This window comes from Neobacillus drentensis, assembly GCF_036965425.1.
GTDB lineage: Bacteria > Bacillota > Bacilli > Bacillales > Cytobacillaceae > Neobacillus > Neobacillus drentensis_F.
In genome coordinates this window covers 20,706-46,635 of sequence record NZ_JBALPP010000041.1, presented here as the reverse complement: position 1 = coordinate 46,635, position 25,930 = coordinate 20,706, and the positions used below count along the sequence as shown (strand labels likewise).

General features: G+C 40.1%; 27 protein-coding genes. 23 read left to right on the top strand and 4 right to left on the bottom strand.

Annotated elements, in window-relative coordinates:
• Positions 1-128 precede the first annotated feature (128 nt).
• The 9 genes from V7161_RS11330 (at position 129) to V7161_RS11290 (ending at position 7,292) form a co-directional block, all read left to right on the top strand.
• Positions 129-308 (top strand): Flp family type IVb pilin, encoded by a 180-nt coding sequence (locus tag V7161_RS11330; protein WP_335445187.1) that lies wholly within the window; start codon positions 129-131, stop codon positions 306-308.
• A 71-nt stretch (positions 309-379) separates the two neighbouring features.
• Positions 380-889, top strand: a complete 510-nt coding sequence (locus V7161_RS11325) for an A24 family peptidase (RefSeq protein WP_335445185.1) — start codon at positions 380-382, stop codon at positions 887-889.
• The gene (locus V7161_RS11320) at positions 889-1,260 is read left to right on the top strand and encodes a TadE/TadG family type IV pilus assembly protein (RefSeq protein ID WP_335445183.1); all 372 of its coding nucleotides are present in this window, start codon (positions 889-891) and stop codon (positions 1,258-1,260) included. The genes V7161_RS11325 and V7161_RS11320 overlap by 1 nt, the downstream gene beginning before the upstream one ends.
• A complete protein-coding gene (locus V7161_RS11315) occupies positions 1,261-2,178 on the top strand; it encodes a TadE/TadG family type IV pilus assembly protein (RefSeq protein WP_335445181.1) in 918 nt (305 codons plus the stop codon).
• A 31-nt stretch (positions 2,179-2,209) separates the two neighbouring features.
• Entirely contained in the window at positions 2,210-2,833 is a 624-nt protein-coding gene (cpaB, locus tag V7161_RS11310; protein WP_335445179.1) for a Flp pilus assembly protein CpaB, read from the top strand.
• 5 nt (positions 2,834-2,838) lie between these two features.
• Positions 2,839-4,017 carry an AAA family ATPase gene (locus V7161_RS11305; protein ID WP_335445177.1) on the top strand — a complete coding sequence of 393 codons (1,179 nt, stop codon included), beginning with the start codon at positions 2,839-2,841 and terminating at the stop codon, positions 4,015-4,017.
• 12 nt (positions 4,018-4,029) lie between these two features.
• The gene (locus tag V7161_RS11300; protein WP_420491617.1) at positions 4,030-5,391 is read left to right on the top strand and encodes a CpaF family protein; all 1,362 of its coding nucleotides are present in this window, start codon (positions 4,030-4,032) and stop codon (positions 5,389-5,391) included.
• An 11-nt stretch (positions 5,392-5,402) separates the two neighbouring features.
• Positions 5,403-6,356 (top strand): type II secretion system F family protein, encoded by a 954-nt coding sequence (locus V7161_RS11295; RefSeq protein ID WP_335445175.1) that lies wholly within the window; start codon positions 5,403-5,405, stop codon positions 6,354-6,356.
• Between the two features lie 3 nt (positions 6,357-6,359).
• On the top strand, positions 6,360-7,292 hold the full coding sequence (locus V7161_RS11290) for a type II secretion system F family protein (protein WP_335445173.1): 933 nt from the start codon (positions 6,360-6,362) through the stop codon (positions 7,290-7,292).
• A gap of 62 nt (positions 7,293-7,354) precedes the next feature.
• Here V7161_RS11290 and V7161_RS11285 read toward each other — a convergent pair whose 3' ends face one another.
• The gene (locus V7161_RS11285) at positions 7,355-7,576 is read right to left on the bottom strand and encodes a hypothetical protein (RefSeq protein WP_223592019.1); all 222 of its coding nucleotides are present in this window, start codon (positions 7,574-7,576) and stop codon (positions 7,355-7,357) included.
• 282 nt (positions 7,577-7,858) lie between these two features.
• On the opposite strand from V7161_RS11285, the gene V7161_RS11280 reads away from it, so the two are divergent.
• From V7161_RS11280 to V7161_RS11260, 5 genes are all read left to right on the top strand, one after another.
• Entirely contained in the window at positions 7,859-8,902 is a 1,044-nt protein-coding gene (locus V7161_RS11280) for a polysaccharide deacetylase family protein (RefSeq protein WP_335445172.1), read from the top strand.
• Between the two features lie 108 nt (positions 8,903-9,010).
• Positions 9,011-10,015 carry an AI-2E family transporter gene (locus V7161_RS11275; RefSeq protein WP_223592263.1) on the top strand — a complete coding sequence of 335 codons (1,005 nt, stop codon included), beginning with the start codon at positions 9,011-9,013 and terminating at the stop codon, positions 10,013-10,015.
• Positions 10,016-10,069: 54 nt separating this feature from the next.
• Complete coding sequence (locus V7161_RS11270; RefSeq protein WP_335445170.1) at positions 10,070-10,303, top strand: hypothetical protein; 234 nt, start codon at positions 10,070-10,072, stop codon at positions 10,301-10,303.
• A gap of 307 nt (positions 10,304-10,610) precedes the next feature.
• Positions 10,611-11,585, top strand: coding sequence for a cation diffusion facilitator family transporter (locus V7161_RS11265; RefSeq protein WP_335445168.1), 975 nt, complete (start codon positions 10,611-10,613; stop codon positions 11,583-11,585).
• 85 nt (positions 11,586-11,670) lie between these two features.
• Entirely contained in the window at positions 11,671-12,669 is a 999-nt protein-coding gene (locus tag V7161_RS11260) for a DUF3231 family protein (RefSeq protein ID WP_335445167.1), read from the top strand.
• Positions 12,670-12,698: 29 nt separating this feature from the next.
• Here the strand turns inward: V7161_RS11260 and V7161_RS11255 are convergent, their stop codons facing one another.
• Positions 12,699-13,211 (bottom strand): acyl-CoA thioesterase, encoded by a 513-nt coding sequence (locus tag V7161_RS11255; RefSeq protein WP_335445165.1) that lies wholly within the window; start codon positions 13,209-13,211, stop codon positions 12,699-12,701.
• Between the two features lie 139 nt (positions 13,212-13,350).
• Between V7161_RS11255 and nadE the strand changes: the two genes are divergently transcribed.
• The 7 genes from nadE (at position 13,351) to V7161_RS11220 (ending at position 20,708) form a co-directional block, all read left to right on the top strand.
• Positions 13,351-14,172 (top strand): ammonia-dependent NAD(+) synthetase, encoded by an 822-nt coding sequence (gene nadE / locus V7161_RS11250; RefSeq protein WP_335445164.1) that lies wholly within the window; start codon positions 13,351-13,353, stop codon positions 14,170-14,172.
• A gap of 185 nt (positions 14,173-14,357) precedes the next feature.
• Positions 14,358-15,782, top strand: coding sequence for an amino acid permease (locus tag V7161_RS11245; RefSeq protein ID WP_335445163.1), 1,425 nt, complete (start codon positions 14,358-14,360; stop codon positions 15,780-15,782).
• A 169-nt stretch (positions 15,783-15,951) separates the two neighbouring features.
• Positions 15,952-16,788, top strand: a complete 837-nt coding sequence (locus tag V7161_RS11240; RefSeq protein WP_335445161.1) for an amino acid ABC transporter substrate-binding protein — start codon at positions 15,952-15,954, stop codon at positions 16,786-16,788.
• The gene (locus tag V7161_RS11235) at positions 16,775-17,473 is read left to right on the top strand and encodes an amino acid ABC transporter permease (RefSeq protein ID WP_335445159.1); all 699 of its coding nucleotides are present in this window, start codon (positions 16,775-16,777) and stop codon (positions 17,471-17,473) included. The genes V7161_RS11240 and V7161_RS11235 overlap by 14 nt, the downstream gene beginning before the upstream one ends.
• 15 nt (positions 17,474-17,488) lie before the next feature.
• The gene (locus V7161_RS11230; protein WP_335445157.1) at positions 17,489-18,223 is read left to right on the top strand and encodes an amino acid ABC transporter ATP-binding protein; all 735 of its coding nucleotides are present in this window, start codon (positions 17,489-17,491) and stop codon (positions 18,221-18,223) included.
• A gap of 405 nt (positions 18,224-18,628) precedes the next feature.
• Entirely contained in the window at positions 18,629-19,174 is a 546-nt protein-coding gene (locus tag V7161_RS11225; protein WP_335445155.1) for an NfeD family protein, read from the top strand.
• Between the two features lie 13 nt (positions 19,175-19,187).
• Positions 19,188-20,708 carry a flotillin family protein gene (locus V7161_RS11220; protein WP_335445154.1) on the top strand — a complete coding sequence of 507 codons (1,521 nt, stop codon included), beginning with the start codon at positions 19,188-19,190 and terminating at the stop codon, positions 20,706-20,708.
• Between the two features lie 45 nt (positions 20,709-20,753).
• On the opposite strand, the gene V7161_RS11215 is transcribed toward V7161_RS11220, so the two are convergent.
• Positions 20,754-22,115 (bottom strand): HAMP domain-containing sensor histidine kinase, encoded by a 1,362-nt coding sequence (locus tag V7161_RS11215; protein ID WP_335445152.1) that lies wholly within the window; start codon positions 22,113-22,115, stop codon positions 20,754-20,756.
• 432 nt (positions 22,116-22,547) lie between these two features.
• On the opposite strand from V7161_RS11215, the gene V7161_RS11210 reads away from it, so the two are divergent.
• Both V7161_RS11210 and V7161_RS11205 read left to right on the top strand, forming a co-directional pair.
• On the top strand, positions 22,548-23,258 hold the full coding sequence (locus tag V7161_RS11210) for a response regulator transcription factor (protein WP_335445151.1): 711 nt from the start codon (positions 22,548-22,550) through the stop codon (positions 23,256-23,258).
• Positions 23,236-24,609, top strand: coding sequence for an ATP-binding protein (locus V7161_RS11205; RefSeq protein ID WP_335445149.1), 1,374 nt, complete (start codon positions 23,236-23,238; stop codon positions 24,607-24,609). Before V7161_RS11210 ends, V7161_RS11205 begins: the two co-directional genes overlap by 23 nt.
• Positions 24,610-24,628: 19 nt before the next feature.
• Here the strand turns inward: V7161_RS11205 and V7161_RS11200 are convergent, their stop codons facing one another.
• Entirely contained in the window at positions 24,629-25,387 is a 759-nt protein-coding gene (locus V7161_RS11200; protein ID WP_335445147.1) for a (S)-benzoin forming benzil reductase, read from the bottom strand.
• Positions 25,388-25,930 lie beyond the last annotated feature (543 nt).

The following is a 25,930-nucleotide window of genomic DNA, read 5'->3' as shown; positions in this document are numbered from 1 at the left end:
GGGTTGTTCATTATACAGAACGAAAGACAAAATTTAGGTAAGAATATAGAACGGACCTCGAAAAAGATCGTTGTTCGATAAAGTGAACATCGCTCAAAAAAACAAACCATTTTTAGGAGGAAAAAAACATGTTGAAAAAAATCAAAAATCTAGTAGTACAAGAAGAAGGACAAGCTTTAACGGAGTATGGGTTAATTATTGCATTAGTTGCGGTTTTAATTGCTGGAGCCTTAATTACATTTAAAGGGAAAATTGCAGATGTATTTACTACTATTTCAAATTATTTAGATGGGACAACTAAATCATAATTTAATAAATTCAACCGAAGCCCTGCTTTTCTAAGTAGGGCTTATATTAAAAAAGATTGAGGTATATTTCTATGATAATAATAATTGTCCTAATTTTAAGTTTATTAATATCTCTTTATACAGATATAAAAAATAGAAAAATATTAAACACTGTTACTTTCCCAACATTAATATTTTCATTTCTTTATCATATTTGGACTAACGGATTTGATGGTTTTCTATTTAGTGGAAAGGGATTTCTAACCGGACTTTGTTTACTTATCATTCCCTACATATTAGGCGGCATGGGAGCAGGTGACGTAAAACTAATGGCCGCAATCGGAGCCCTCATGGGAACCAGCTTCGTTTTCTATTCGTTTATTTACACAGCCTTAATCGGTGGAGTAATTGCCCTGCTGCTAATTATTAAAACAAACGGTTTTAGAAACACTATTAAATCATTTTTCTTTAATGTTGTTTTTCTTAGAAGCAATCTTGGGTCTATGATTTTAGCAAAAAACAAAGAAAGCAGCATTTCATTTCCATATGGTGTCGCTATCGTCCTTGGTACACTTTGTACACTTGTCTGGGGTGGTTTGTAATGAAGTCGGAAAAAGGCCAATCGCTTGTTGAGTTTGCACTGGTCGTGCCGCTATTAGTTTTATTATTGTTTGGAATTATAGATTTTGCTCGAATATTTCATGTTTACCTGACCATGGATCATGCTGGAAGAGAAGCTGCACGCGCAGCAAGTATTGGGAATGATGATACAACCATTAGAACTACCGCAGTAAACGATGCTGCAAGTATTGGATTAACGGCCGATAGGGTTGCCATTTCTTCAGGTTCCAGGGCATCGGGATCCAACGTTACGATTACGATAAACTATCCAATCACATTTCTAACTCCAGTTATCGGGGATATCGTCGGAAAGATTACCTTAACAGACTCCACAACAATGAGGGTGGAATAAATGAAACGAGTATTATTTAAACTATTAAACTTGCGAAAAGAAAGCGGTTCGGCACTAGTAATCGTGGCCATTTCAATGGTTGCTCTTCTAGGCTTTACTGCTTTAGTGATAGATGGCGGAAGACTATATTCTGAAAAAAGTAAACTGCAAAAAGCGATGGATGCTACCGTGCTTGCCGGGGCACAAGGGCTTCGATCCAGCGAGGCTCATGCAATTTCAATTGCCAAGGATATCTCACAAAATAATGGTTTTGCTATTACTGAAAGTAACTTAACCATTACCAGTGATTCTATTAAAGCCACAAAACAAGTGAATGTTCCGATGACATTTGCCAAAGCAGTGGGGATCAATGACACAACAGTTAGTGCCACTGCCAAAGCAATCATTGCTCCCTTAAAAAAAGCAAAAGGAATCGCACCACTGGCCATCGAGCAAGACGAAGTTCCAAATGCAATCATATTAAACTGTGGAAAAACGAACCCTGGAAACCATCATGGAAACTGCGGATATCTTGATTTTGGGAATGGTGCAGATGGATTGGCAAATGCTTTCTTAAACGGTGCTTCTTATGAGGTTGGAACTAAAATTGTTGAGACGGAACCAGGGGGAAAACAGGGGAAAGTAGACGATGCCATCAATACTTTAATTAAAAATGATGTGGGTAAATCACAGTGTCAAAGTGCCAGTACCGCCGATAATTCTTGTGACAGGGTAATAACCATAGTAGTTATCGATTCATGGGATGGCGCCAACGGGAAGAGTAGCTTAAATGTGGTGGGTTTTGCATCGTATTGGCTGGAAAAATATGAGGATAAGAAACTGTACGGACAGTTTATCAAAATGGTTTCTCCTGGAGAAATTGGCAGCAGTACTGCAATTGGTGACTATAACCTATTTGGCGTCAAGCTTGTAGAATAAGCCCGACTGTTATGAAACGTGGGAGGATATTATGAATACGAAAAAAATTTGGATGATCTCATTAATACTAGGAATGATGGTTGCAGCCTTTGCCTATTTGACTATTTTCTCAAAAGAAAATGTTTCAACGGCAGCGGATGGGCAAGTAACCCAAGAACAACAGAAGAAAGACAGTCAAACCGATAAGCAAACGGAGGAGAAGAAAAAAGCCGAGGAAGAAAAGAAAAAGCTGGACCGAGAATTCAAAAACCCAATTATTGAAGTGAGTAAAGGAAATAGAGCGTTTTCGATAAGAGTAAACCTTGAGCAAGGTGTTTCAGGTTACATTGCACCGGACTCAAAAGTAGATGTCGTTGCCTATGAAACGACCAAGGATGCTGCAGGGAAGGAATTCAAATCTGCTGTCCTCGTTCTAGAGAATGTAAAGGTCTTGACTTCAGGTAAATCATCCGACAATAAGGATGAGGCACTACACTATGAAACGGTAACATTAGAAGTTACACCAGAGCAAGGCGTCATGTTAGGCTTAGCCTCAAAAGATAAAGATGGATTTTATTTGATGCTCCGAAACCCAGAAGACACAGAGGCAGGAAAAACTGGAATCAAACAAACGAGAGAAGTCATCAAAGATGACAATAAAGAGGAGGGCAAATAAACGCGATGGACATTAACTGGTATTATTTTTCCGATACAAACACTTCTCCAGGAGAAATAAAAATACTATTAGAAAAGCAGCGCTTTAAATTAACGGCAACCAATCAGATTGAGAAATTGCATACCCTTCTCATTCAGAATAATCAGTCTGTATTATTCTTAAAAGCTCATACGTTGTACAACGTATATGAGCTTTGTCAGGAAATCTCAGTATTGTATCCACACGTCTATATTATCTTAATTGTGCCTGATAACATGGAAAATCTAAAAAAAGCGATGCTTATGGGAGCTTCAGATACACTTAGATCCTCGTATGACCACGATGAGCTTTGTGAAGCAATTGATCATGCAAAGAAATATATGGAACACCGGGCCAAAAAAGACCAGCTGTATCTTTTAAAAGAAAAAAGCAGAGTCATCGCTATTTCCAACCCTAAAGGCGGAGTAGGCAGGACACTATTAACGGTTAATCTAGCTATTTCTTTTGCAAGAATGGGGAAAAAGGTGGCAGTGATCGACGGAAACCTCCAATTTGGCGAAGTAGCGATGTACTATAATATGAAGCCGAAAAGGACTATTTACGAATGGGTGAAGGAAGGCTATGGGCGTGAAAATTATTCCATCGACCAATATATGACCAAGGTTGATGGTGATGTATCCATTCTCGCAGCACCACCTCGTCCAGAGTTCTTTGAAGGAATTTCGGACGAACACATAAAAGCTGCCGTTGAAGCAGCAAAGAAATTATTTGATATTGTCATAATTGACATGCCCGTTTATTTATCCGAGATTCATTTACGCTGCCTAGATATGGCGGATGAGATTCTTCTGCTGGCCATCAATGAAATTTCAGTATTAAGGTTAAGCCAGCTTTATCTAGAAACCTTAGAATCTATTAAGCAAAGAGATAAAGTAAAGCTTGTTTTAAACCGCACGGTTAAGGGACAGGGCATTGAGATAAAGAAAATAGAAGAAATTTTGGAAATTCCTCTCTTTCACTCCTTGCCGGACCAAGCAAATGTGGCTAACACTTCAATCAAATCAGGACAGCCATTTATGCTTTCGAATTCACGAAGTCAGCTGGGTAAGGGAGTTTGGAAGCTGGCAGAAATGCTTTTCGATCAAATGAATGAAGGGCCAGCCGAAAGTAAAAAAGCGAAGCGCTGGTTTCTAGTTGGAAAGTAAGGAGTGAGCTCATTGTCATTATTTGAAAGATTCAAAGAAGAAAATAGGCAAAGTCTGAGTGACAAAAACCAAGCAAAAGACATTTATGATCTTCCGGTTATCCCTCGGTCACCGGAATTTTGGAAGCTTGAAGCAGAGCTTCACGATTTTCTCTTAGAAGAGCTTAAAAAATATCCCGGCCAAGGTCAGAGTAAAGAAGAGGAAATTCAAAAGATAGAGTATTTGGGGCAGGCCTTTTTTGAACAAGAAGGCGGAAAGCTGACGTTTGAAGAGAAGCAGGAAATATTGAATTACGTGAAAGATGAACTGATGGCATATGGTCCCATTACTCGCTTATTAGAAAATCCATTGATTAGTGAGGTCATGGTTAATAGCTTTGATGAAATCTATTATGAGAAAAATGGGCGGATTATAAGAAGTAATATCCATTTTGTTGATAACCAGCATGTCATGCGGGTCATTGAGCGTATAGTTTCCCCAATCGGCCGCCGTATTGATGAAAGCTCTCCGATGGTAGATGCCCGCTTACCGAATGGATCACGTGTTAATGCCATCATTCCGCCGCTTGCATTAAAAGGACCAAGCCTGACCATCAGGAAGTTTTCCGATACGCCATTCACCATCAAAGATCTCGTTCAATTTGGTACGCTGGCAGAAGACATGGCGGAATTTCTTGATATTTGCGTTAAATCCAGACTTAACATTTTCATTAGCGGGGGAACAGGATCGGGAAAAACCTCTACATTAAATGTGCTATCGTCATTTATTCCAAATAATGAACGAATCGTTACCATTGAGGATGCAGCAGAGCTAAGGCTTAATCAAGACCATATAGTTTCGTTGGAATCCCGGCCGCCAAATATAGAAGGAAAAGGGCAGATTACGATTAGGGATTTAGTGCGTAATTCCCTTCGTATGCGCCCAGACAGAATTGTTGTCGGAGAGGTACGCGGTGCGGAAGCGTTGGATATGCTCCAGGCAATGAATACGGGCCATGATGGCAGTTTGAGTACTGGGCACGCCAACTCACCTCGAGACATTCTTTCCCGATTAGAAACGATGGTGCTAATGGCTGGCTTCGATTTGCCCGTAAAAGCGATTCGAGAGCAGATTGCCAATGCCATCGACTTAATTGTTCACCAATCGAGATTAAAGGATGGTTCCCGCAAAATCACCCATATAACTGAAGTGTTAGGAATGGAAGGGGACACGGTTGTGCTCCAGGATATCTATTTATTTAAGGAATCGGGATTTAGCGAAGATGGAAAAATTGAAGGCAGATTTGTTTCCACAGGCATTCGGCCGAAGTTTACTGAGCAGCTTGAATTAAATGGCCATTTATTGCCGGCTTCATTGTTTGTAGGGGAGTGGTAAAGGTGGAAAACATGGCGAAATTAATTTCAATATTTTTGGCAGTCAGCATATTCATTTTTCTGATCTTAAGTGTATACACCAAAAAGAAGAGAATCTCCAATCGAATTCAGGAGTTTTTACCCGCCCCTGCTGCGGAGGATTCGGTCATAAAAAAGGAAAAAAGACAACCGCTAGTCAAACGCTTTATCCTTTCTGTCAGCATGATCTTTAAAAACGTTCAATTTAACGAAAAAACAGAGAAAACTTTACTTGAGGCTGGCAGTACTTTAAAACCTGAAGAATTTTTTGCTTTTCGATTTTTAACCGCAGCTGGATTTGCTTTCCTATCGGTACTCGTAGGAATTCCTCTTTATCTTAGCCCAATTGCTATATTTATCGGATTAGCCCTTCCCAAGTTTTTTATGAAGAATAAAAGAAAAAAACGGCTGCTGCAATCCTCCTATCAGTTAATTGATGTGTTGGGAATGATGGCAAATTCTATGAGAGCAGGCTTTAGCTTTATGCAGGCAATGCAGCTGGTCGGAAAGGAAGTACCAGCTCCACTTGGACCTGAATTTGACCGGGTTGTCCGGCAGGCGGGTTTAGGGATGCCTTTGGAAGAGGTTTTTGAAGAATTAGTGGAAAGAGTGCCTAATAAGGAACTTGAAGTTGCAGTAAGAGCGATATTGGCTCAGCGGAAAAGCGGTGGTAATCTGGCCGAGCTCCTTGAAACAATGGAAGAAACGATTCGAGGAAGAGTAAGAATAATAGAAGAATTGAACACCTTAACCGCTCAAGGAAAGATGTCATCCTGGATTATTACCCTTCTTCCTGTGGGATTAGGTTTATATTTATCATTGGTGAATCGGCAATATTTCGGACCAATGCTTGAACACCCGTTAGGATGGGCTATGCTCTTTCTTTGTGCAGTCTCCATCTTCATTGGCTGGTTATGTATTCAAAAGATTATTCGGATTGAGGTGTAGGAATTGCAGGATGTTATTTTTATTTTTTTAACAGGTGCTTTCCTGACTTTTCTGCTCGCAGGAATCCTTTCGACTATATTCAAAAAGGAAATTGCCTTTAATAAACGCGTAGGCATGTATTTTGATGAATCGCTGAAAAAAGAAAAAGTGGATTCAATAGTGAAAAACAAAGAAGGCAGAATGAAAAAGGAATTTCAGAATTATTGGGATAAAGGAACGAAATTGTTAAATAAAAAGGTGTCAAAATCGGAAAGAAAAAAAATAGAATTACTGCTTCGTGATGCCGGTTACCCTTTTAAAACGGCCATTGACTTCAGGTTATTCCAATTAGTCCTGGTTGCGATCCTGAGCCTGCCGTTCGTTTTGTTCATTTTACCTGTTGCTGATAATAAGGCAGCCATTTGGATGTTTGCCATCGCAATGGCCCTTCTAGGGTTCCGACTTCCTGTCTTTTTCCTTGGAAAAAAGAAAACGGCGAGAATAAAGGAAATTACCAAATCAATGCCCGATTTCTTTGACACGGTCAACCTTTTGCTTGAGGCTGGGATGGGACTTGATCAAGCAATCGCGGAAGTTTCCCAAAAAAATAAAGGTCCTCTTGCAGAGGAGTTCCTACATACCTTAGAAGATATGAAGCTTGGGAAATCTAGAAGGGAGGCATTCTATGAACTTCGAAAGCGTGTCCCTTCTGATTCGTTTCAAAATATTATCACTTCTTTAATCCAAGCGGACCAGCTTGGAATTGGGATGGCGAAGGTATTAGGAAATTTAACTGTCCGAGTACGGGAACAACGCCGTGAGGCTGCGCGCGAACAAGCTATGAAGGCGCCGGTAAAAATGTTATTTCCAATGGTATTTTTCATTTTTCCATCACTGTTTATTGTTATATTAGGTCCATTAGTAATTACATTGGTTACAAAAGGCTTTGGCGGTTAATAAAACATCAAAGAGCCTAATTCTCTAAAAAGAATTAGGTTCTTTTCAATGTAAAAGGGCCGTCAATACCCCGATGTAATGACCGGTGCAACTGAAAAGGCGAACAGGGCAAACCAGAAGATAAAGCTTAAAACAATCATGATAAGCCCAAGGATTATACAGGTCTTTCCAACCGATTTCTTTTCTGGATCATGATCAGTCATCCAAACAATCCCTATGATAATTCCAACGACAGGAATAAAAAATGATACGATGTAAAGCAGCGCTTTTAGCCCACCTGACACATAATCACCTCCACACTATCCCCTTCATAGGCCAATTAATGATATCTATGTCAGCGGTTATAGGAACTTGCCTGTCTACATTTTGGAAATAAATGATTAATTTTCCACCTATTTTATTCATTTTCAGGTATGATAGATATTGTAGGCCAGTGTCTAAATTTCTACTATTATCACTACTATTTTAATAGAATTGTCATATTTTTAATAGATTTGTAACAATATAGACGAAATTTCGTCTATAATGGGGAAGGAAAAAAATAAACATCAAAGAGGGAATGAATAATGGGGAATCGAAAGCGCGGTTGGACGAAGGGGTCAGTAGTAGTCATTATTGCGATTGGGTTCTTGTTTGCAGGGGTATTTGTCAGCAATTATTTTCAGGCCAAAGCGGCAAGTAAACCTATTAATCTTCAAAAAAATGAACATATCAATCAGGCTGAACAGCATCTAGATCCGAAAATGGCAGACCAGAATACGAAGGATGCAAAGCTTGAAAAAGAATGGATTCGAAAACAGCAGCAAGAAGCCGTACGGAAAAATAAGCAAGAACAAAATCAAGAACAAAGGCAAGAACAAAAGCCAGTTCAAAAGCCAGTACAAACTCCTGCAGAAACGAAAGCGGCTCAGCCTCCAACTAAGGAAACCGGTACTTCACAACCACCGAAACAGGAAACGAACACACCTCAGTCTAATCAAACACAAACACCACCCGCAAGCGCTAGTTCAGGCTCTAAAAAAACGGTTTATTTAACATTTGATGATGGTCCAGCCCCCTTTTCCGGTGAGATTATTACACTTCTAGAAAAATATCATTTCAAGGCAACTTTTTTTATGATAGACGGAAATATTCGCCGATATCCAAATTCGGTTAAATTAATGGTCCAGAACGGTGAAACGGTAGGCCTGCATAGTGTCTCCCATAATGTGAAAATATTTTATGCATCCGCTAATTCGGTTGTAAGTGAATTAAATCAAAATCGGAATACATTGAAAACAGTTTCTGGAATTGATTCCCATATTATGAGAACTCCTTACGGCAGTGCCCCAAATATGACAGACGAATATAAAAAAGCGGTGAAGGACCAGGGGTATATTATGTGGGATTGGAATATTGACAGCAAGGATTGGTATTATAAAGACGCACGGTACGTTTCAAATGTCATCGAGCAGATTAATAGGAAAGCAAATCATAATGGACCGCTTGTAATTCTTTTACATGAAAGAAAAGAAACACTGGCCCATTTGCCGGCGCTGCTAGACTATTTAAGCAAACAAGGCTTTGAAGGTAAAGCCATTGATGCCACGACACCGCCTGTACAATTTTAAATGATACAAATAACTTCCTAGAAGGACAAAATACTTTAGGTTTTGATATAATATTTATAGTTAATTCACAGAATTGATAGTAAAAATAATGGGGTTCGATAATTGCCTATGATGAATAAACTTTTGCAGAGCAGCAGCTTCAAACGAATATCGATATTTGTCGTCATTGCCATCATCATTTATGCGATGAAAAGCATGATTAATTTAATTTTACTGACGTTTATTTTTGCTTTTTTAATGGATCGGCTCGTTCAATTCATTGAACAAAAAATTCCTCTTAATCGAAAATTGATTGTTGTTATTTCCTATGCTTGTATTGTTGGCTTGCTTTCCTACGGATTGGTTATGTACCTGCCAATGATTGCAGGTGAAATTAGGGACCTAATCAAACAGCTGACAGCATTCTACACATCGAAGCATGACAACATAGTGCTGAACTATGTAGTAAGACGAATTGAAGAAATTCAAATTTCAAGTTACCTTGAGCAAGGCTTTACCTTCATTTTTAAATATTTTACCGATATTAGTAAAATTGGCTTGCAGATCCTATTAGCTCTTTTACTTAGTCTGTTTTTCTTATTGGAAAAACCACGTTTAATTGAGTTTACGAAGAAATTTAAGAAAAGCAAAATTGCCTCTATTTACGAGGAAGTTGAATTTTTTGCCCGTAAATTTGTGGCAACCTTCGGGAAAGTCATTGAAGCACAGTTGATTATAGCGGTTGTAAACTGTATTCTGACAACCATTTCCTTATGGCTGCTCGACTTTCCGCAATTGGGCGGTTTATCCATTATGATTTTTCTGTTAGGGCTGATCCCTGTTGCTGGGGTTATCATTTCCTTGATCCCGCTGGTGATCATCGCATATAGTATTGGCGGATTAATGAAGGTGCTATATGTCGGAATTGCAATTGCCATCATTCATGGTATTGAGGCTTATATCCTCAATCCAAATTTGATGAGTTCCAAAACCAATCTGCCTGTATTCTATACGTTTATTGTATTGATTTTCTCGGAACACTTTTTTGGTGTTTGGGGATTGATTGTCGGAATCCCTGTCTTTGTCTTCCTCTTAGATGTTTTAGAGGTGACCGAAACAAAAAAGCCCCGTTGATGGGCTTTTTTGTTTGGGATAAACTAGAAATATCAAATCCGAGGAGTGTTTTTAATGGGTGAATGTAAGCTGGATCATTCTCAAGAAGATGTAAAAAGTAAATACGAATCACAAGCAGTTTTTTTACCGGAAGAAATGAAGCCGTTGTTTGAAGAGTTTTTTGCCAAAGAGCATACTCAGGCGATCCTGAACGAAGTGTTCCATTTGTTGAAAAAATATGATTTAGCATCCGAAGAAGAAAAAAGTGAACGAACCAACCGCTTAAATATGGTACTGAAGAATATATAGTAGACCCACATTTAATAAGGAAGGCTCTTTATAGGCCTTCTTTTTTGATTGTAAAAATAAATGTACCAACATGAATCCATGGGTTTTAGAAAATATTAAGTACAATCAATTTAATTTATTAAGGCTCTTTTCGTAGACTTTGTTGCTTTTGTGGCTTAATAAAGGGCATTTACTACGTTTGTAGGCAATTATCGCAAATATTTTTACGAAAAGATGCCACGAAGAATCTAATAATACGGGTTGATGAACTTATACGAAAAACAACAATCTTTGCGAAAATAACCTTTATTAAAGAAAAGAGGATACGATGGGAGAAATTTTTCAATTATTAAAACGCGGAAATAAATCGGCGATGCTCGCTGCGATTATTAATACGATCATTTCGATTATTAAGGGAGTAGCCTATATGTACACCGGCAATGTGGCGATGTTCGCTGAAACGATGCACAGCCTTGGTGATGCGGCCAACCAATTTTTTGTGTTTGTGGGTTCGGCCTTAAGTAAGAAGGCTCCTACTGAAAAATACCCTAATGGATTTGGCCGTTTGGTGAACCTCGTGCTCCTAGGTGCTGTATTAATCGTTGGTATAATGGCGTTTGAAACGATAGTTGAAGGCTATCATCATGTTGTCCATCCAACAGAATCCAGCGGATTCATCATTAATTTACTCGTGCTCGCAGTAGCTACATTGCTTGAAACCTTTGTCCTGTTTAAAGCGATGAAAGAAATATTGCATGAGATAGAGGTTGAAGCAAGCGGTCCAAGCGTGTTTGTTAAAAGTTTTGCCAATTTGGGTCGTGCAAAACCAGCAACAAAGCTTGTTTTTATGGAAGACTTAGTTGCCACATTGGGCGGTTTGTTAGCCATTATCGCAGTGCTAATCGCTCATTTCACGGCCTTCCACCGGGCTGAAGGTATTGCCTCGATGGTTATTGGGGTGATGATGTTCTTCGTGGTTGGCAAGGTCTTTTTAGATAATGCGGCAGGTGTAATTGGCCAGGCTGATGAAGAGATGGAGAACAAAATTGGTGAACTGGTCATGGCTGATCCTGATGTGAAGGATATCCAAGGGCTTACCGTCATTAAAGAAGGGGAGGATTTGCATGTAGAATTGGAAATCGAGGTTGACCCTAAATTAACGGTGGCAGCCGCTGATGATATAAAAGATCGTTTAGAGGAAAAAATCATGGCGGAAAAAGGCGTTGTCGATGTCACAATAGAGATTGATGAAGAGGATGAAATCATGAGTTGGAAAAATCGCAGTGAACCAACTACTGAATAAAAAATTAGTTCAATTATTAAATTTGAATAAATCAATCAGGGATAGGGAATCTATTCATAAAGTGCATTTTAGGAGATGAACGTTCATGGCTGCACATACTGCGAGATTATCTAGTGCTGAAATTGGTGGGCTATGGGCCACCTATCTTCAGGAAAGTATGAGTGTCTGTTTAATAAAATATTTTATTTATCATAACCAGGATGAAGAAATTAAAAGCCTCTTGCAACAGTCCTTAGAGATTTCTGAAAGTCATGTACTACAAATCGGCTCCATTTTTAAAAATGAAGGAATCCCCATTCCTGATGGGTTTTCGGAAAACGATATTGATTTAACAGCTCCTCCTGTATTCTACGATATGTTTGCCCTCAGCTTTGTCTATTCGCTGAGCCGATTAGGAATGATCAACACCAGCTTTATTACTGTGAATGTGGCTAGAGAAGATGTGATGGAGTTTTTTCTGACCATGATCAACCAGGCTTCTCATTTGTATCAAACGTCCACGAACTTATTGCTTTCAAAAGGCATCTATGATAGGCCGCCAATGATTCCTTATCCAAAGCATGTGGAATACATAAAAAAGAAATCTTATATTAAGGGTTTTGGCGAGAAAAGACCGTTAAATTCGATTGAACTCACGGAGATTTTTTTTAATACGGAACGGAATTATTTTTCGATTTTACTTTGTATGGGATTACTGCAGGTGATCAAGGACAAAGAAATCCATTCCTACATTAAGGAAGGAAAGGCCATTTCCGAAAAACAAATCAGGGTGTTTAATGATATTTTAATGAAGGAGGAGCTGCTTGGGAATATTCCAACCGCTATGGAGGTAACAGATGCAACGGTTTCTCCCTTTTCAGATAAACTTGTCGTTATGCTGTTTCATTCGTTGAACGCCATTGATATCACGCTTCTTGGGCATGCTTTATCCTTATCAATGAGAACAGATTTGGCTCTACATTATCAAAAATTTATGATTGAAATTATGCTATATGCTGAAAAGGGGTTTAATATCTTGGTGGAACGCGGCTGGGCACAGCAGGCACCCCAGGCTGTAGATCGAAAAAACTTGCAGAAACTGTAAAAAGGTTCGCCATTGCGGCGAACCTTTTATTATTCCCATGGCTTATTGGTGGTAAAATAACTAGCGAGCTCCTTGCTGCTTTTGCGATGCTTTTTCCGCTCTTCGGCTCGTTGTTTTCCCGTTTCAAAAAGCTTTTTTTCCTCTTCGGTTTCAGGGATGATTCCTGGAACCGCTGATGGTTTTCCATCGTCATTTAAAGCCACAAATGTTAAAAAAGCAGTGGCAGCAATTTTTCGATCACCAGTTAATAAGTTTTCGGCTATAATTTTTACAAAAACCTCCATTGATGAGGTGCCTGTCCACGTGACAAAGGATTCAAAACATACAGAGTCCTGCGGGGTGATTGGACTTAAAAAATCAACCGAGTCCGTTGAAGCAGTGACACATTCCTTCCGTGAATGTCTGGTAGCTGTAATCGATGCCAGCATATCAACATCACTCATCAGCTTACCGCCAAATAAGGTATTATGATTATTGACATCATTCGGAAAAACCCTGCTTGTTCTCACTACTCTTGATTCATTGCATGTTTTTGCTTCCATCAAAATCCCTCCCATACATTCCTAAAATTACTTTACCCATAAACCGATAAAATTTTCTACTTATGGTGTTTTAGATTTTAGTGAAAAAGGAGCAATTGTGGTACATTACATATATCAAAGGTTAGTTAGGGGGCCGAGGATGAGTATGCAATCACAAATCATGAAGGAACTAAATGTTACTCCACACATTCAGCCAAAGGAAGAAATTCGAAAGAGAATCGATTTCTTAAAAAACTATTTGCGAAAAACAAAAGCGAAGGGATATGTCCTGGGAATTAGCGGCGGCCAGGATTCTACACTTGCCGGACGACTGGCACAGCTTGCGGTGGAAGAACTGCGGAACGAAGGAACTGAAGCTTTATTTGTTGCTGTCCGGCTTCCATATGGTATCCAGCAGGATGAGGAAGATGCGAAACGTTCGTTAGCCTTTATTAAAGCGGACCGAGAGACGGTTTTTAATATCAAAGTGCCTGTCGATGAAGTCCAAAACGAATATAATTCCAATTATGATGGGGCACCCTTAAGCGACTACCAAAAAGGCAATGTTAAGGCTCGGATGAGAATGATTGCGCAGTACGCGATCGGCGGAATGGAAGGGCTTCTTGTCATTGGGACAGACCATGCCGCTGAAGCCGTTACGGGTTTTTTTACAAAATATGGCGATGGCGGGACTGATATTCTTCCGCTTACAGGCCTAACTAAAAGACAGGGGAAGGCGCTGCTCAAAGAGCTTGGGGCGGATGAACGACTTTATTTAAAGGTGCCGACGGCAGATCTGCTTGACCAAAAACCCGGACAAGCCGATGAAACAGAACTTGGGATTACATACGATGAGCTGGATGATTATCTTGAAGGAATGCCGGTTTCAAAAGAAGTGGCAGAAAAAGTTGAAAAGCGTTACCTTATGACAGAACATAAGCGCAGACCGCCAGTTAGTATGTTTGACGATTGGTGGAAATAAACATCAGGAGAGATTGCCTATTCGGCAGTCTTTTTTTCTGAAAATTATTTTAGTTCTCTAATGCTTTATCACAATAAAATTTTCCATTGACATAGAATACGGACGGGCTTATTCTAGTTACATAATAAATCGAAAAAATTATTTCGCTAAAATAAAAGCAGTCAACATCGAGAGGAGTTCTCATCATGGGGAAATCAAATAAACTTGGTTTTTGGGTACTGACGGCGCTTGTCGTTGGAAATATGGTTGGTTCGGGAATTTTCATGCTGCCTAGATCATTATCAGAAGCAGCAAGTCCTGCAGGAGTTATCTCAGCATGGCTATTAACAGGGTTTGGTGTTCTAATGACAGCTCTTGTTTTTGGAAATCTGGCTATTCGCAAGCCGAACCTAAACGGGGGACCACAAATTTATGCGAAAGAGCTATTTAAGCCAGGCTCTAATGCATCAACCCTTTCCGGCTTTATGTCTTCCTGGGGCTATTGGATTGGGAATCTTGCTGGAAACGTAGCCATCATCACAACGTTTGCCGGTTATTTATCAACGTTTTTTCCAATTCTTACAAGCGGGGCAAAATGGTTTTCCATCGGCAGTTTTACCTTGAAAGTTGGTAATGGTTTGACCTTTATCGTATGTACCATCTTGTTATGGGGAACACACTTTATTATTTTGCGCGGCATGGAAAGCGCAGGAAGATTAAACTTCGCGGCAACTGCTGCAAAAGTCGCAGGCTTTTTCGTCTTTATCATTGTTGGACTCTTTGCTTTTGAAAAAAGCAATATGCTGCCAATGATGGCAACAAGAATGGATGAAGCTGGACATGCCTTGGGCTTACTATCGCAGGTAAACAACGCGGCAGTAAACACATTATGGGCATTCATCGGGGTAGAATCGGCAGTTGTTTTTGCTTCACGTGCTAAAAAGCAAACGGATGTCAAGCGTGCTACAATCTTAGGCTTATTCATTGCCTTAGCTATTTATATGGGAATCAGTACACTGGTAATGGGAATGTTAGATCAGAACACCCTAATCCACTCTGACAAACCATTGATTGATGCGATTCAAACAATCTTAGGACCTATTGGCGGCAAAGTGTTAGCGGGCATTGGATTAATTAGTTTATTTGGCTCAACCATCGGCTGGGTAATGCTAAGTGCCGAAGTGCCATACCAAGCGGCAAAGCAAGGATTATTCCTGCCATCTTTCTTAAAAGAAAATAAAAAGGGCTTGCCATTATTTTCTCTTCTAGTTACAAATGGGTTAGGGCAGTTATTTATTTTCTCAACGATTTCAAAATCTATTTCTGGTGCATTTGACTTTGTCATTGTCATTGCAACATTATCCTATTTAGTGCCATACTTCATCTCATCTGTTTACCAGCTGAAGCTGGTTATTACAGGCGAAACATATGAAGGAAACAAAGCACGAATAACCGATGGAATTATCGCTTTGCTTTCAACCGTTTACTCAATTTGGGTTATTATTGCTGGTACTGCCGATCTTAAAACCTTTACGTTTGGAATGCTCTTGTTAGCAAGCGGAATCCTGTTCTACGGTCCACTTATGCAAAAGAAACAAGCAGTTAAAAAGGCTTCAGCAAAAGTGGCATAGTACCTATTAGCCTACCAGAGAATCTCTGGTAGGTATTTTTACATGTTTTTTTTTCATCAGGGTAAAATAAATTCGACGAATTTCACATTTTTTTCTTTGACAGAAATTTAGGGTTGTAATATGATTAATAAATCCTAGCAAAACAATCAGAATTAGGGGGTTTTATTTTATGAAGAAAAAATTATCGGTTCTTTTTGCACTCTTACTAAGCTTTATGTTTATTTTGTCAGCTTGCGGCACTAGTGATAAAAACAATGCCGCTGATGAGAATAAGAAAACAGAAACAAAAGAAACTGCTGGCGAAGATTTATTAAAGAAGGTAAAAGATGATGGCAAGATCTTAATCGGTACTGAAGGTACATATTCTCCATTCACGTACCATGATGAAAGTGGTAAATTAACTGGCTTTGACGTTGAACTTGCTGAAGAAGTTGCTAAACGACTTGGAGTAAAGGCTGAATTTAAGGAAACACAATGGGATGCCATGTTTGCTGGTCTTGATGCGAAGCGTTTTGATATGATTGCTAACCAGGTTGGTATCCGTCCTGACCGTCAAGAAAAGTATGATTTCTCCAATGGATATATCACTTCAAAAGCTGTCTTAGTTACATCGAAAGATAATGATAAAGTTAAAGCATTTGAGGATATTAAAGGATTAAAAGCCGCTCAATCGCTAACAAGCAATTATGGTGATATGGCGAAAAAGAATGGAGCGACCCTTGTCGGAGTTGAGGGCTTCCAGCAGGCTGTCGAGCTTTTAGGACAAAAGCGTGTTGATGTAACAATCAATGATAATATTGCCTTTTTAGACTACATGAAGCATAAACCAGATGCACCAATAAAGGTTGTTGCAACTGCAGAAGACGCATCACAAAGCGGTTTTATGTTTAGAAAAAATAGCAATACTCTAGTGGATGCAGTGAACAAAGCGTTACAAGACATGATTGATGACGGCACCTACAAAAAAATCTCTGAGAAATGGTTTGGTGAAGATGTACTTAAATAGTATATTTGCTGATCCTGAAAGAACAGCTAAATTAATTGAGATTGCAAAAAACTCCCTCCAGCCGCTGCTGGAGGGTGCTATTATGAATACCATTCCTTTAACGATTATCTCGTTTATCGTCGGGATCATATTAGCCATTTTAACAGCATTGGCCCGAATATCTTCTGTGAAAATTTTTCAAATCATTGCGAGAGTGTATGTTTCTGCTATCCGCGGAACGCCTTTATTGGTCCAATTATTTATTATTTTTTATGGGCTGCCGAATATCGGGATTATTCTTGATCCGTTTATTTCTGCCGTGATTGGTTTTTCCTTAAGTGTGGGTGCCTATACATCGGAAATTATCCGTGCTGCGATTCTATCCATTCCGAAGGGACAATGGGAAGCAGGATACTCCATTGGGATGACCTATTCACAAGCTTTAAAAAGAATCATCCTGCCGCAAGCGGCAAAGGTATCTATTCCGCCATTATCAAATTCGTTTATAAGTCTTGTTAAAGATACCTCGCTCGCGTCGGTTGTACTTGTAACAGAGATGTTTCGGCGTGCCCAGGAAATTACAGCGGCCAACTATGAATTCTTATTGGTCTATTCCGAAGCCGCACTTATTTATTGGGTCATTTGCTTTTTTCTTTCCATTATTCAAGGATTTATGGAAAAAAGACTGGACCGATATGTGTCTTAATGAGGGAGTTTTATCATGATTTCAATTAATGGTTTATACAAGCAATTCGGCCAATTGGAAGTCTTAAAGGGTATTGATCTCAATGTTGAAAAAGGAAAAGTGGTCGTAGTCATTGGACCTTCCGGCTCTGGTAAGACAACCATGCTCCGCTGCCTCAATGTGTTGGAAACACCCACAAAGGGTGTCATTTCTATTGAAAACCAGCAGCTTGACTTTTCAAAGGCCGTTTCAAAAAAAAATATTGCCTCGTTCCGCCGTTTAACCGGAATGGTTTTTCAAAATTACAATTTGTTTCCTCATAAAACCGCTCTTGAGAATGTAATGGAAGGGCCGGTGATTGTAAAAGGGGAGAGCAAAGAGGCCGCTCGAAAAAAAGCACAGTCTCTGCTCGAAAAAGTCGGTCTTGGTGACAAAATTGACTATTACCCTGCGCAGCTTTCCGGCGGTCAGCAACAGCGTGTCGGCATTGCCCGGGCATTAGCGATGGAACCAAAGGTCATGCTGTTTGATGAGCCAACATCTGCCTTAGACCCTGAACTGGTCGGAGAGGTTTTAAAGGTTATGAAGGATCTTGCTGGTGAGGGCATGACGATGATCGTTGTCACCCATGAAATGCGTTTTGCCCGTGATGTGGCCGATGAGGTCATTTTTATGGACGGGGGCGTCATAGTCGAACGAAACAAGCCAGAAGAAATCTTTACAAATCCAAAAGAAGAACGAACAAGGAAGTTCCTGAATATGATTCAATAAGGTGTTGTGGCATGGGTGCCATGGCACTTTTTTATTTTGTTTTTTAAAAAAAATGTCAAAATGTCCAAAATGAATAGAAAAATGTCCAATGTCCCAATAAAATTGTCCATTCCTGTTAAAAAATTGTCCAATATTCCTCGAAAAATGTCCAAACCACATAGAAAATTGTCCAAAGTCCAAAATAATTTGCAGTTCGTTCATAGAAATTCCTCATTATTAGTGAAGGAGAATGTGAATCGGTATAGAAATTGATTAAAAATGAGAAATTTTTCAGTAAATGTGAAACTTTTCCATTCGCTGACCGTATTAAAGGTATATACATAAGAAGGGATTGATGCTGATGGATGAGGAGTGGTTTATGAGTGGAATGAATGTTTAAAAAATGAACGATAAGGATTGATGCGCATGGAACCTTTTGGCATTCCATTAGAGATGATTTATTTATATGGGCTAATCATTTCTGGTGTCTTAACGGTTTTGTATGTTTTGTTTGCCGATGTATTTCATTTTCATGGAACAGGTGACGGGGGACTGCATTTTCTCAACCCAGTCTTGATTTTTGCCTTCGTAACCATTCTTTCTGCGAGCGGTTACCTATTTGAAAGGCTTTCCACACTACATTATCTGCTAATCTTAGGGGTTTCTGCAGTATTCGCTTTTATTGCCGTTACCTTATTAAATGTGTTTGTGCTTGTTCCGTTATCATCTGCGGAGGAGTCATTAGTGTACAAAGAATCAGATCTTCGCGGCAGAATTGGAACAGTTATCACCACGATTCCTTCAGATGGATTCGGTGAGGTGATGATTGACAGCACAAGCGGTAGAATTGCAAAACCAGCATCAAGCTTTGATGGGGACTTCATTCCAAATGGCACACAGGTGCTCGTTGTCCAGGTCAAAAATGGCATATTGGAAGTAACTGTTCATCATCAATTAGAAAGCTTTATATAGGGGGTTATTCAATATGGAATTCGGATTTGTATGGATTATTATCGGAATTGTTGTTCTTATTTTCATAGCGTTAATCGGTGTCTTTATTACAAAGTACCGAACTGCGGGGCCTGATGAGGCACTGATCGTAACAGGAAGCTTTCTTGGAAACGGGAATGTTCACGTGGACGAATCAGGCAATAAAGTAAAAATCATCCGAGGCGGAGGAAGTTTTATTTTACCCGTTTTCCAACAGGCAAAGCCGCTAAGTTTGTTATCTAGTAAACTAGAAGTTACCACTCCCGAGGTCTATACCGAGCAGGGGGTACCCGTCATGGCTGACGGAGTTGCCATTATTAAAATTGGCGGCTCGATCAGTGAGATTGCCACAGCTGCTGAGCAGTTTCTCGGAAAACCGAAGGAAGACCGTGAAAACGAAGCAAGGGAAGTTTTAGAAGGGCATCTTCGTTCGATTCTCGGCTCCATGACGGTGGAGGAAATTTATAAAAATCGCGATAAATTTTCACAAGAGGTCCAACGTGTTGCCTCGCAGGACCTGGCAAAAATGGGTCTAGTGATTGTCTCATTTACCATTAAAGACGTCCGCGACAAAAATGGTTACCTTGACTCGCTTGGTAAACCACGTATTGCACAAGTAAAGCGGGATGCCGATATCGCCACCGCAGAAGCAGAAAAAGAAACCCGCATTAAAAAAGCGGAAGCGGCGAAGGAAGCAAAACGCAATGAATTAGAACGTGCAACGGAAATTGCTGAAGCTGAAAAAATCAATCAGTTGAAAATTGCGGAATTCCGCCGTGAGCAGGATATTGCTAAAGCGCGTGCTGACCAGGCGTATGACCTTGAAAGTGCAAGAGCGAAGCAGGATGTTACCGAGCAGGAAATGCAAATCAAGATCATCGAGAGACAAAAGCAAATTGAATTGGAAGAAAAGGAAATTCTGCGCCGCGAGCGTCAGTTCGATTCCGAAATTAAGAAAAAGGCAGATGCTGACCGCTATTCTGTTGAGCAATCTGCGGCCGCAAACAAAGCCCGGGAAATCGCAGAAGCAGAAGCAAATAAATACCGCATAGAAGCGATGGCAAAGGCGGAAGCTGAGCGAATCCGACTCGATGGTTTGGCGAAAGCCGAGGCCGAAAAGGCACAGGGTACAACCGAAGCAGAGATTATCCGCTTAAAAGGGTTGGCCGAAGCAGAAGCGAAGGAAAAAATCGCCGAAGCCTTCGAGCAATTTGGCCAGGCAGCCATCCTCGACATGGTCATCAAAATGCTGCCTGAATACGCGAAACAAGTGGCAAGTCCATTATCCAATATTGATAAAATTACGGTTGTGGACACTGGCGGCGGTTCCGGCACGGACGGCGGTGCGGGCAAAATCACCAGCTATGCGACCAACCTGATGGCAAGCCTGCAGGAGTCATTAAAGGCATCAAGCGGTATTGATGTAAAAGAACTGATTGAAAACTACTCAGGTAAAGGGAATGTCCGGAAAAGCATCGATGAACTGACCGAAGAAATCAAGAAAAAAGACGCTTAATAATGAGATGCCCACGTGATTTAAGAACACGTGGGCATTATTTTTTTAAAGGAGAATTTTAAAAGTCGTTCCCACGTTCAAGTTGCTAAAAACTTCAATCGTCCCTCCATGTGCCTCCACCAGCTGTTTCACAATCGAAAGCCCCAGGCCAGATCCCCCTAGTGCGCGGGTGCGTGATTTATCCACCCGGTAAAACCGTTCAAAAATGCGAGCAAAATCCTTTTCGGGAATCCCTTTTCCCTCATCCTCCACGCCAATGTGAAGCTTGTCATCCTCCTGATTAACCGTCACAGTAATTTTAGTATATGGTTCCGAATATTTCCGGGCATTGTCCAACAGATTAACGATTACCTGTTCAAATCGGATTGGATCCAATTCTTTATAGAGTTCAGACGGGCATGTAAGTAGAAGCTTCATATGGTTTTCTTTAAACGCTGGGGATACCTTTTCAATGATGCCCTGAAAATAAGGGAGTAAATGCACCTCTTCTTTTACAATCGAAAAAGAATTTTCATCCATTTTCGCTAGATTAAATAAATCCTTCACGAGCTTAGAAAGCTTAACAGCCTCTTCATGTATAATCCCTAAATAATTGTCCTGGTCCGCAGCAGTCGTATCTCCGCGGCGGGCAATTTCTGCATAGCCTTTGATATACGTCAATGGTGTCCTGAGTTCATGTGAGATACTTGCCAAAAACTCATTTCGTTCGTTTTTCAATATTTCTAAATCACTTGCCAGAACCTTTATCGATTCACCGAGCTCTCCCATTTCATCCTTCCCAAGCTTTGGCAGGGAAACGGAGAAATCCCCTTTACTGATCCGCTTTGTCGCATCACTCATCTTAATAAGTGGATGCGTAACAGCCCTTGTCAAAAAGATAATGATAATCATCATAAAAAGAAGGGAAAGCAAGCCTGCGAGCAAAAAGTGCCGGTTTAACCCAGAAATTAAATCCTTAATTTTTTGCGTATTTTGGAACATATATACATAACCTTTAACCTTATTATCTATAAATACTGGGCTAATAGAGGCAATATAGGTTGCGTGCTTCCAGTCATCTTCTAAGATTAAACCATCATGTGGCACATTTTTGGGCGTTCCCTTTAAGATTTTCTTCATTTCATCCGTCACTTTATTGGACGACATATAAATGCCATCCTCCGGTGTTGTCAGGATGACCTGGGTATCAGTCCGTGCCTCCATCATTGCAATATGCCTGATCGTTTCTTCGTGGAAGGAAGCCTCGAGAATTTCGCGATGATTATTGCCCCGCGTTTGAAGAGCCGACAACTCATCATGGACCCGGGAATGAATGATATTATCGTGTAAAAAAAACATAGAAATACTTTCTAATAGAAAAATAGCGACAAAGAAAAGCAATCCTATTTTAAACGAAATTTTATTCATGGAAAACAGCTCCTCATACCCTAAGAATACTACATGTTTGGTCATGAGAAACCCTCAAATTGTAACCATTTATTTAAATCAAAGGCTATGTTAAAGTGCATTGCTTATTTTTAACACTGTTGATTGGAGCGCAAATCAACAACAAAGTTTAACAGCACCTAAATTAAAAAAATGGGGCATCCCGCAGCCGGGACACCCTGGTATAAAAAAGAGAGGTTAAATTTGGGATGAGTAAGAGTTTTTCAACAAATTACCGCATCAAAGAGGTGATCATTAAAAACTGGGGGTCCTCAATTAATCTCCTCTTTCTTCATTACACTTACATCTTAGCTGGAAAAATTGAAGATGTTATGAAGAACTTGTGGTGAATTTGTGAAGTTAGAAAAATCACAGACCTATGATGATATAGTTAAGATATGGGGAGTGATAATAATGAGAATATTATTAGTGGACGATGAACGTAGAATCATAGAAGTTCTCGAAGCTTACCTAGAAAGAGAAGGCTATGAAATACATAGCGCCGATAATGGTATCGACGCCTTAAAAAAAGTCAAAACCATCAGACCTGATTTAATCATACTAGATTTAATGCTTCCTGACATTTCCGGTGAAGAGGTATGCCGTCTCGTCAGAAAAGATTCCGATGTACCGATTCTCATGCTGACCGCCAAATCGGCAGAGGATGACCGCATCAACGGGATTGTAATGGGGGCAGACGACTATTTAACAAAGCCATTCAGCCCGAGAGAAGTCGTCGTTCGTGTCCAAGCCATTTTAAGACGTGCGAAAAAAACAGAAAAAGTAGAGCGTCTGGTATTTAATAGAAAAAAATTGGCAATTGACCTGGATAAAAAAGAAGTAACTGTAAATGGACAATATGTAACCCTTACTCCGATTGAATATAAACTGCTAACCAATATGGCAGTGAACCCAGGACGAGTATACAGCAGAATGGACCTATTAGAAAAAATCCAGGATGAAGGTATGTATTATGAGGGCTACGAGCGCAGCGTCGATACTCATATTAAAAATCTTCGTAAAAAAATTGAACTGGATTCAAGGCAGCCGGATTTTATCGTAACAGTCTTTGGCATGGGTTACAAATTTGGAGGGGTGCTCGATGCTGCAAACACTCCGGTCTAAAATTCTTTTTTACTTGGTACTCATCTCGATGATCGGAATATTAATTGTCAGCTTTTTTATCCAGTATGGCTTTGAAGAAAGCTTTCACAGCTATTTAGACCGAAACCGTGAAAAAAAGATAGATAGAATCATCACGGAAATTGAGAAGGATTATCGCAAAAATGGCCATTTTACAAGCGATCCGGTCTTTGGACTCTTACACGAGCACGCGATGACCGATCAGCTTTATTTTCAATTGTATGACCGCTTCGGGCAGTTGCAAATGGATTCCTCGAACATTCGCGGTATGCTCAATAGCTTAGGGTTAACCGAACCGATACCAGACGGGGAGGAGTGGCACTCGAAAACCTATCCCCTGAAAGTCGATAATGCCATTATTGGCAAGCTGGTTGCCATCTATCCGGAAGGACTCATTGACGATGAATATACCTTTATCCAAACAATCCAATTATACATCCTTGCAGCTGTCTGTTTAACAATCATTTTGGCGATTATCTTCAGCATGCTTTTTTCGAAAAAATTAACCTCAGGTTTAAAGAAGCTTTCATTTGCAGCGGTGGAATTGCAGCAGCACAACTTGAGCATTCGGATCCCTTTATCAGGTTTACCCACAGAGGTAAAGCAAATTGCCATCTCATTCAATAATTTGGCTGAATCCTTGGCGAAAGAAGAAATGCTTCGGAAGCAGTTTACTGGCGATCTTGCTCATGAACTGCGCACACCGCTCGCCACTTTAAGAAGTCAAATCGAGGCTTTTCAGGACGGTATCTGGGAGCCAACGCGTGAGCGCCTCGAGACCAGTCATGAAGAATTGATGCGCTTAGTAAGACTTGTGAATGAATTAGAAAAATTGCTCGCAGCGGAAAATCCGCAAATCAGACTTGATAAAATAGAATTAGATGCTGGCAGTGTACTGGCAGCGTTATGGGAAATGTTTATGCCCTTGTTTAAAAAAAAGGGAGTTCAGCTTCATATTGAAGAACATGGCCAAGAGGAATTGTTCGAAGCAGACAAGGACCGCTTGATGCAAATTCTTTCTAACGTCCTTAACAATGCTTTGAAATATACGCCGGAAGGAAAAAATGTTACCATCTCTGTCGAAACCAAAATGGAAGGCTTTGTCGGTTTTAAAATCCAAGATGAGGGTTCAGGGATGGCCGAGGACGATATTCCCCATATTTTCGAGCGCTTTTATCGCGGCGATAAATCCCGTGACCGGAAAACAGGCGGCGTAGGAATTGGTTTATCCATTGTTAAAGCTTTAATGGATGCCCATAAAGGGGTCATAAAAGTAAAAAGCAAACTGAATAAAGGTACGAGCATAACCCTTTGGTTTCCACAAGAAGAATAGGCCGCTGCATCTGCAGGGCCTATTTTAACAAATCATTGATCTGATATACTTTTCCGCTTTCGAGATTTCCGCTAAGTAGGAATTCAATTAAAGCATTTGCTACGATATCTGGTTTTAATAACAGGTCCTTTTCTTTATATTCTTTAAATTGCTCAAGGTCCTTAAATGCATCCTTAGTAGATGAACGAATGGTTTCCTGCATTTTCGTATCCATCACCCCAGGGCTAAAGGCGATAATTTTATGATTCGAATTTAATTCCGCTTGTTCCAAGGCAGCCGTTTGCGTGAACATATTCAACCCTGCTTTGGAACTGCAATACACACTCCATCCTTCAATCGACCGGACTGCAGCACCGGAAGTGACATTGATGACTTGGACTAGCGTTTCAGTGAGCTGCGCTTTACTTAAAAACAAATTCGTAATCAGAATGGGGGCTATTAAGTTGATTTGAATGTTTCGAATGACTGGCGTTTGATCAAGGTGGCCAACCATATCGATGGGCTCAATGACACCTGCATTGTTAAATAGCAGGATTTCTGTTGGATTCTTTTGAAAAATACAATGGGCAATTTCCATAAATACTTCTTGGACTTCTTCCTCTAATGCTAGGTTACAAGAATAATGCTGATAGAAAAGGCCTTTTTCCCATGCCAGCTTTTTAATTTCCTCATTTTCAAAGCGCGAAACAGAAACTACCGCGATTTGCTCCTGAATCAGCCGTTTGGCAATAGCCTCTCCTAATCCTTTTGAGGCTCCCGTAATGACCGCATATTTCAAAAAAACTCCCCCTTTATGTAGCTCATAACTATTTTATTCTCCCCCATTTTTCAAAGCAAATAAAAAGAGCAGTCCCAAATGGAACTGCATAGATTGTCTCTGCTAACTAGCCTGTTGATTTCCGCTCCAGGCACTCGCTTTCCGCGGGGAGGTCCTAGAGCCTCCTCGGCGCTTTGGCGCCTGCGGGGTCTTTAGTGACCTCTATATCCCGCAGGAGTCGAGTACCCTCCGCTCCAATCAACAGGGTGGAAATAAACCAATGGAGCTGCAACACACCTTTTTCTAAACCAAGCTAAAACGTTGCAAACATTTTTATCTTTTGACAGATTATCTGTTCGCTTTCATGTATTACTTACTCCCCTTATCAGGCAGTAGTGAAGCCGTGCAGCTCTTTTGAGTCTACGAAACTGCACACAATATTTCCTTTCTAAATTTATAAAGATACAGGTTTTGCTATTCGATTTATCCTTACCTTTTCCTTGTGCTCATATTATTTAATAGGTTATTAGAAAGTCTCTATTGAAAAACACTCTGTTGATTGGA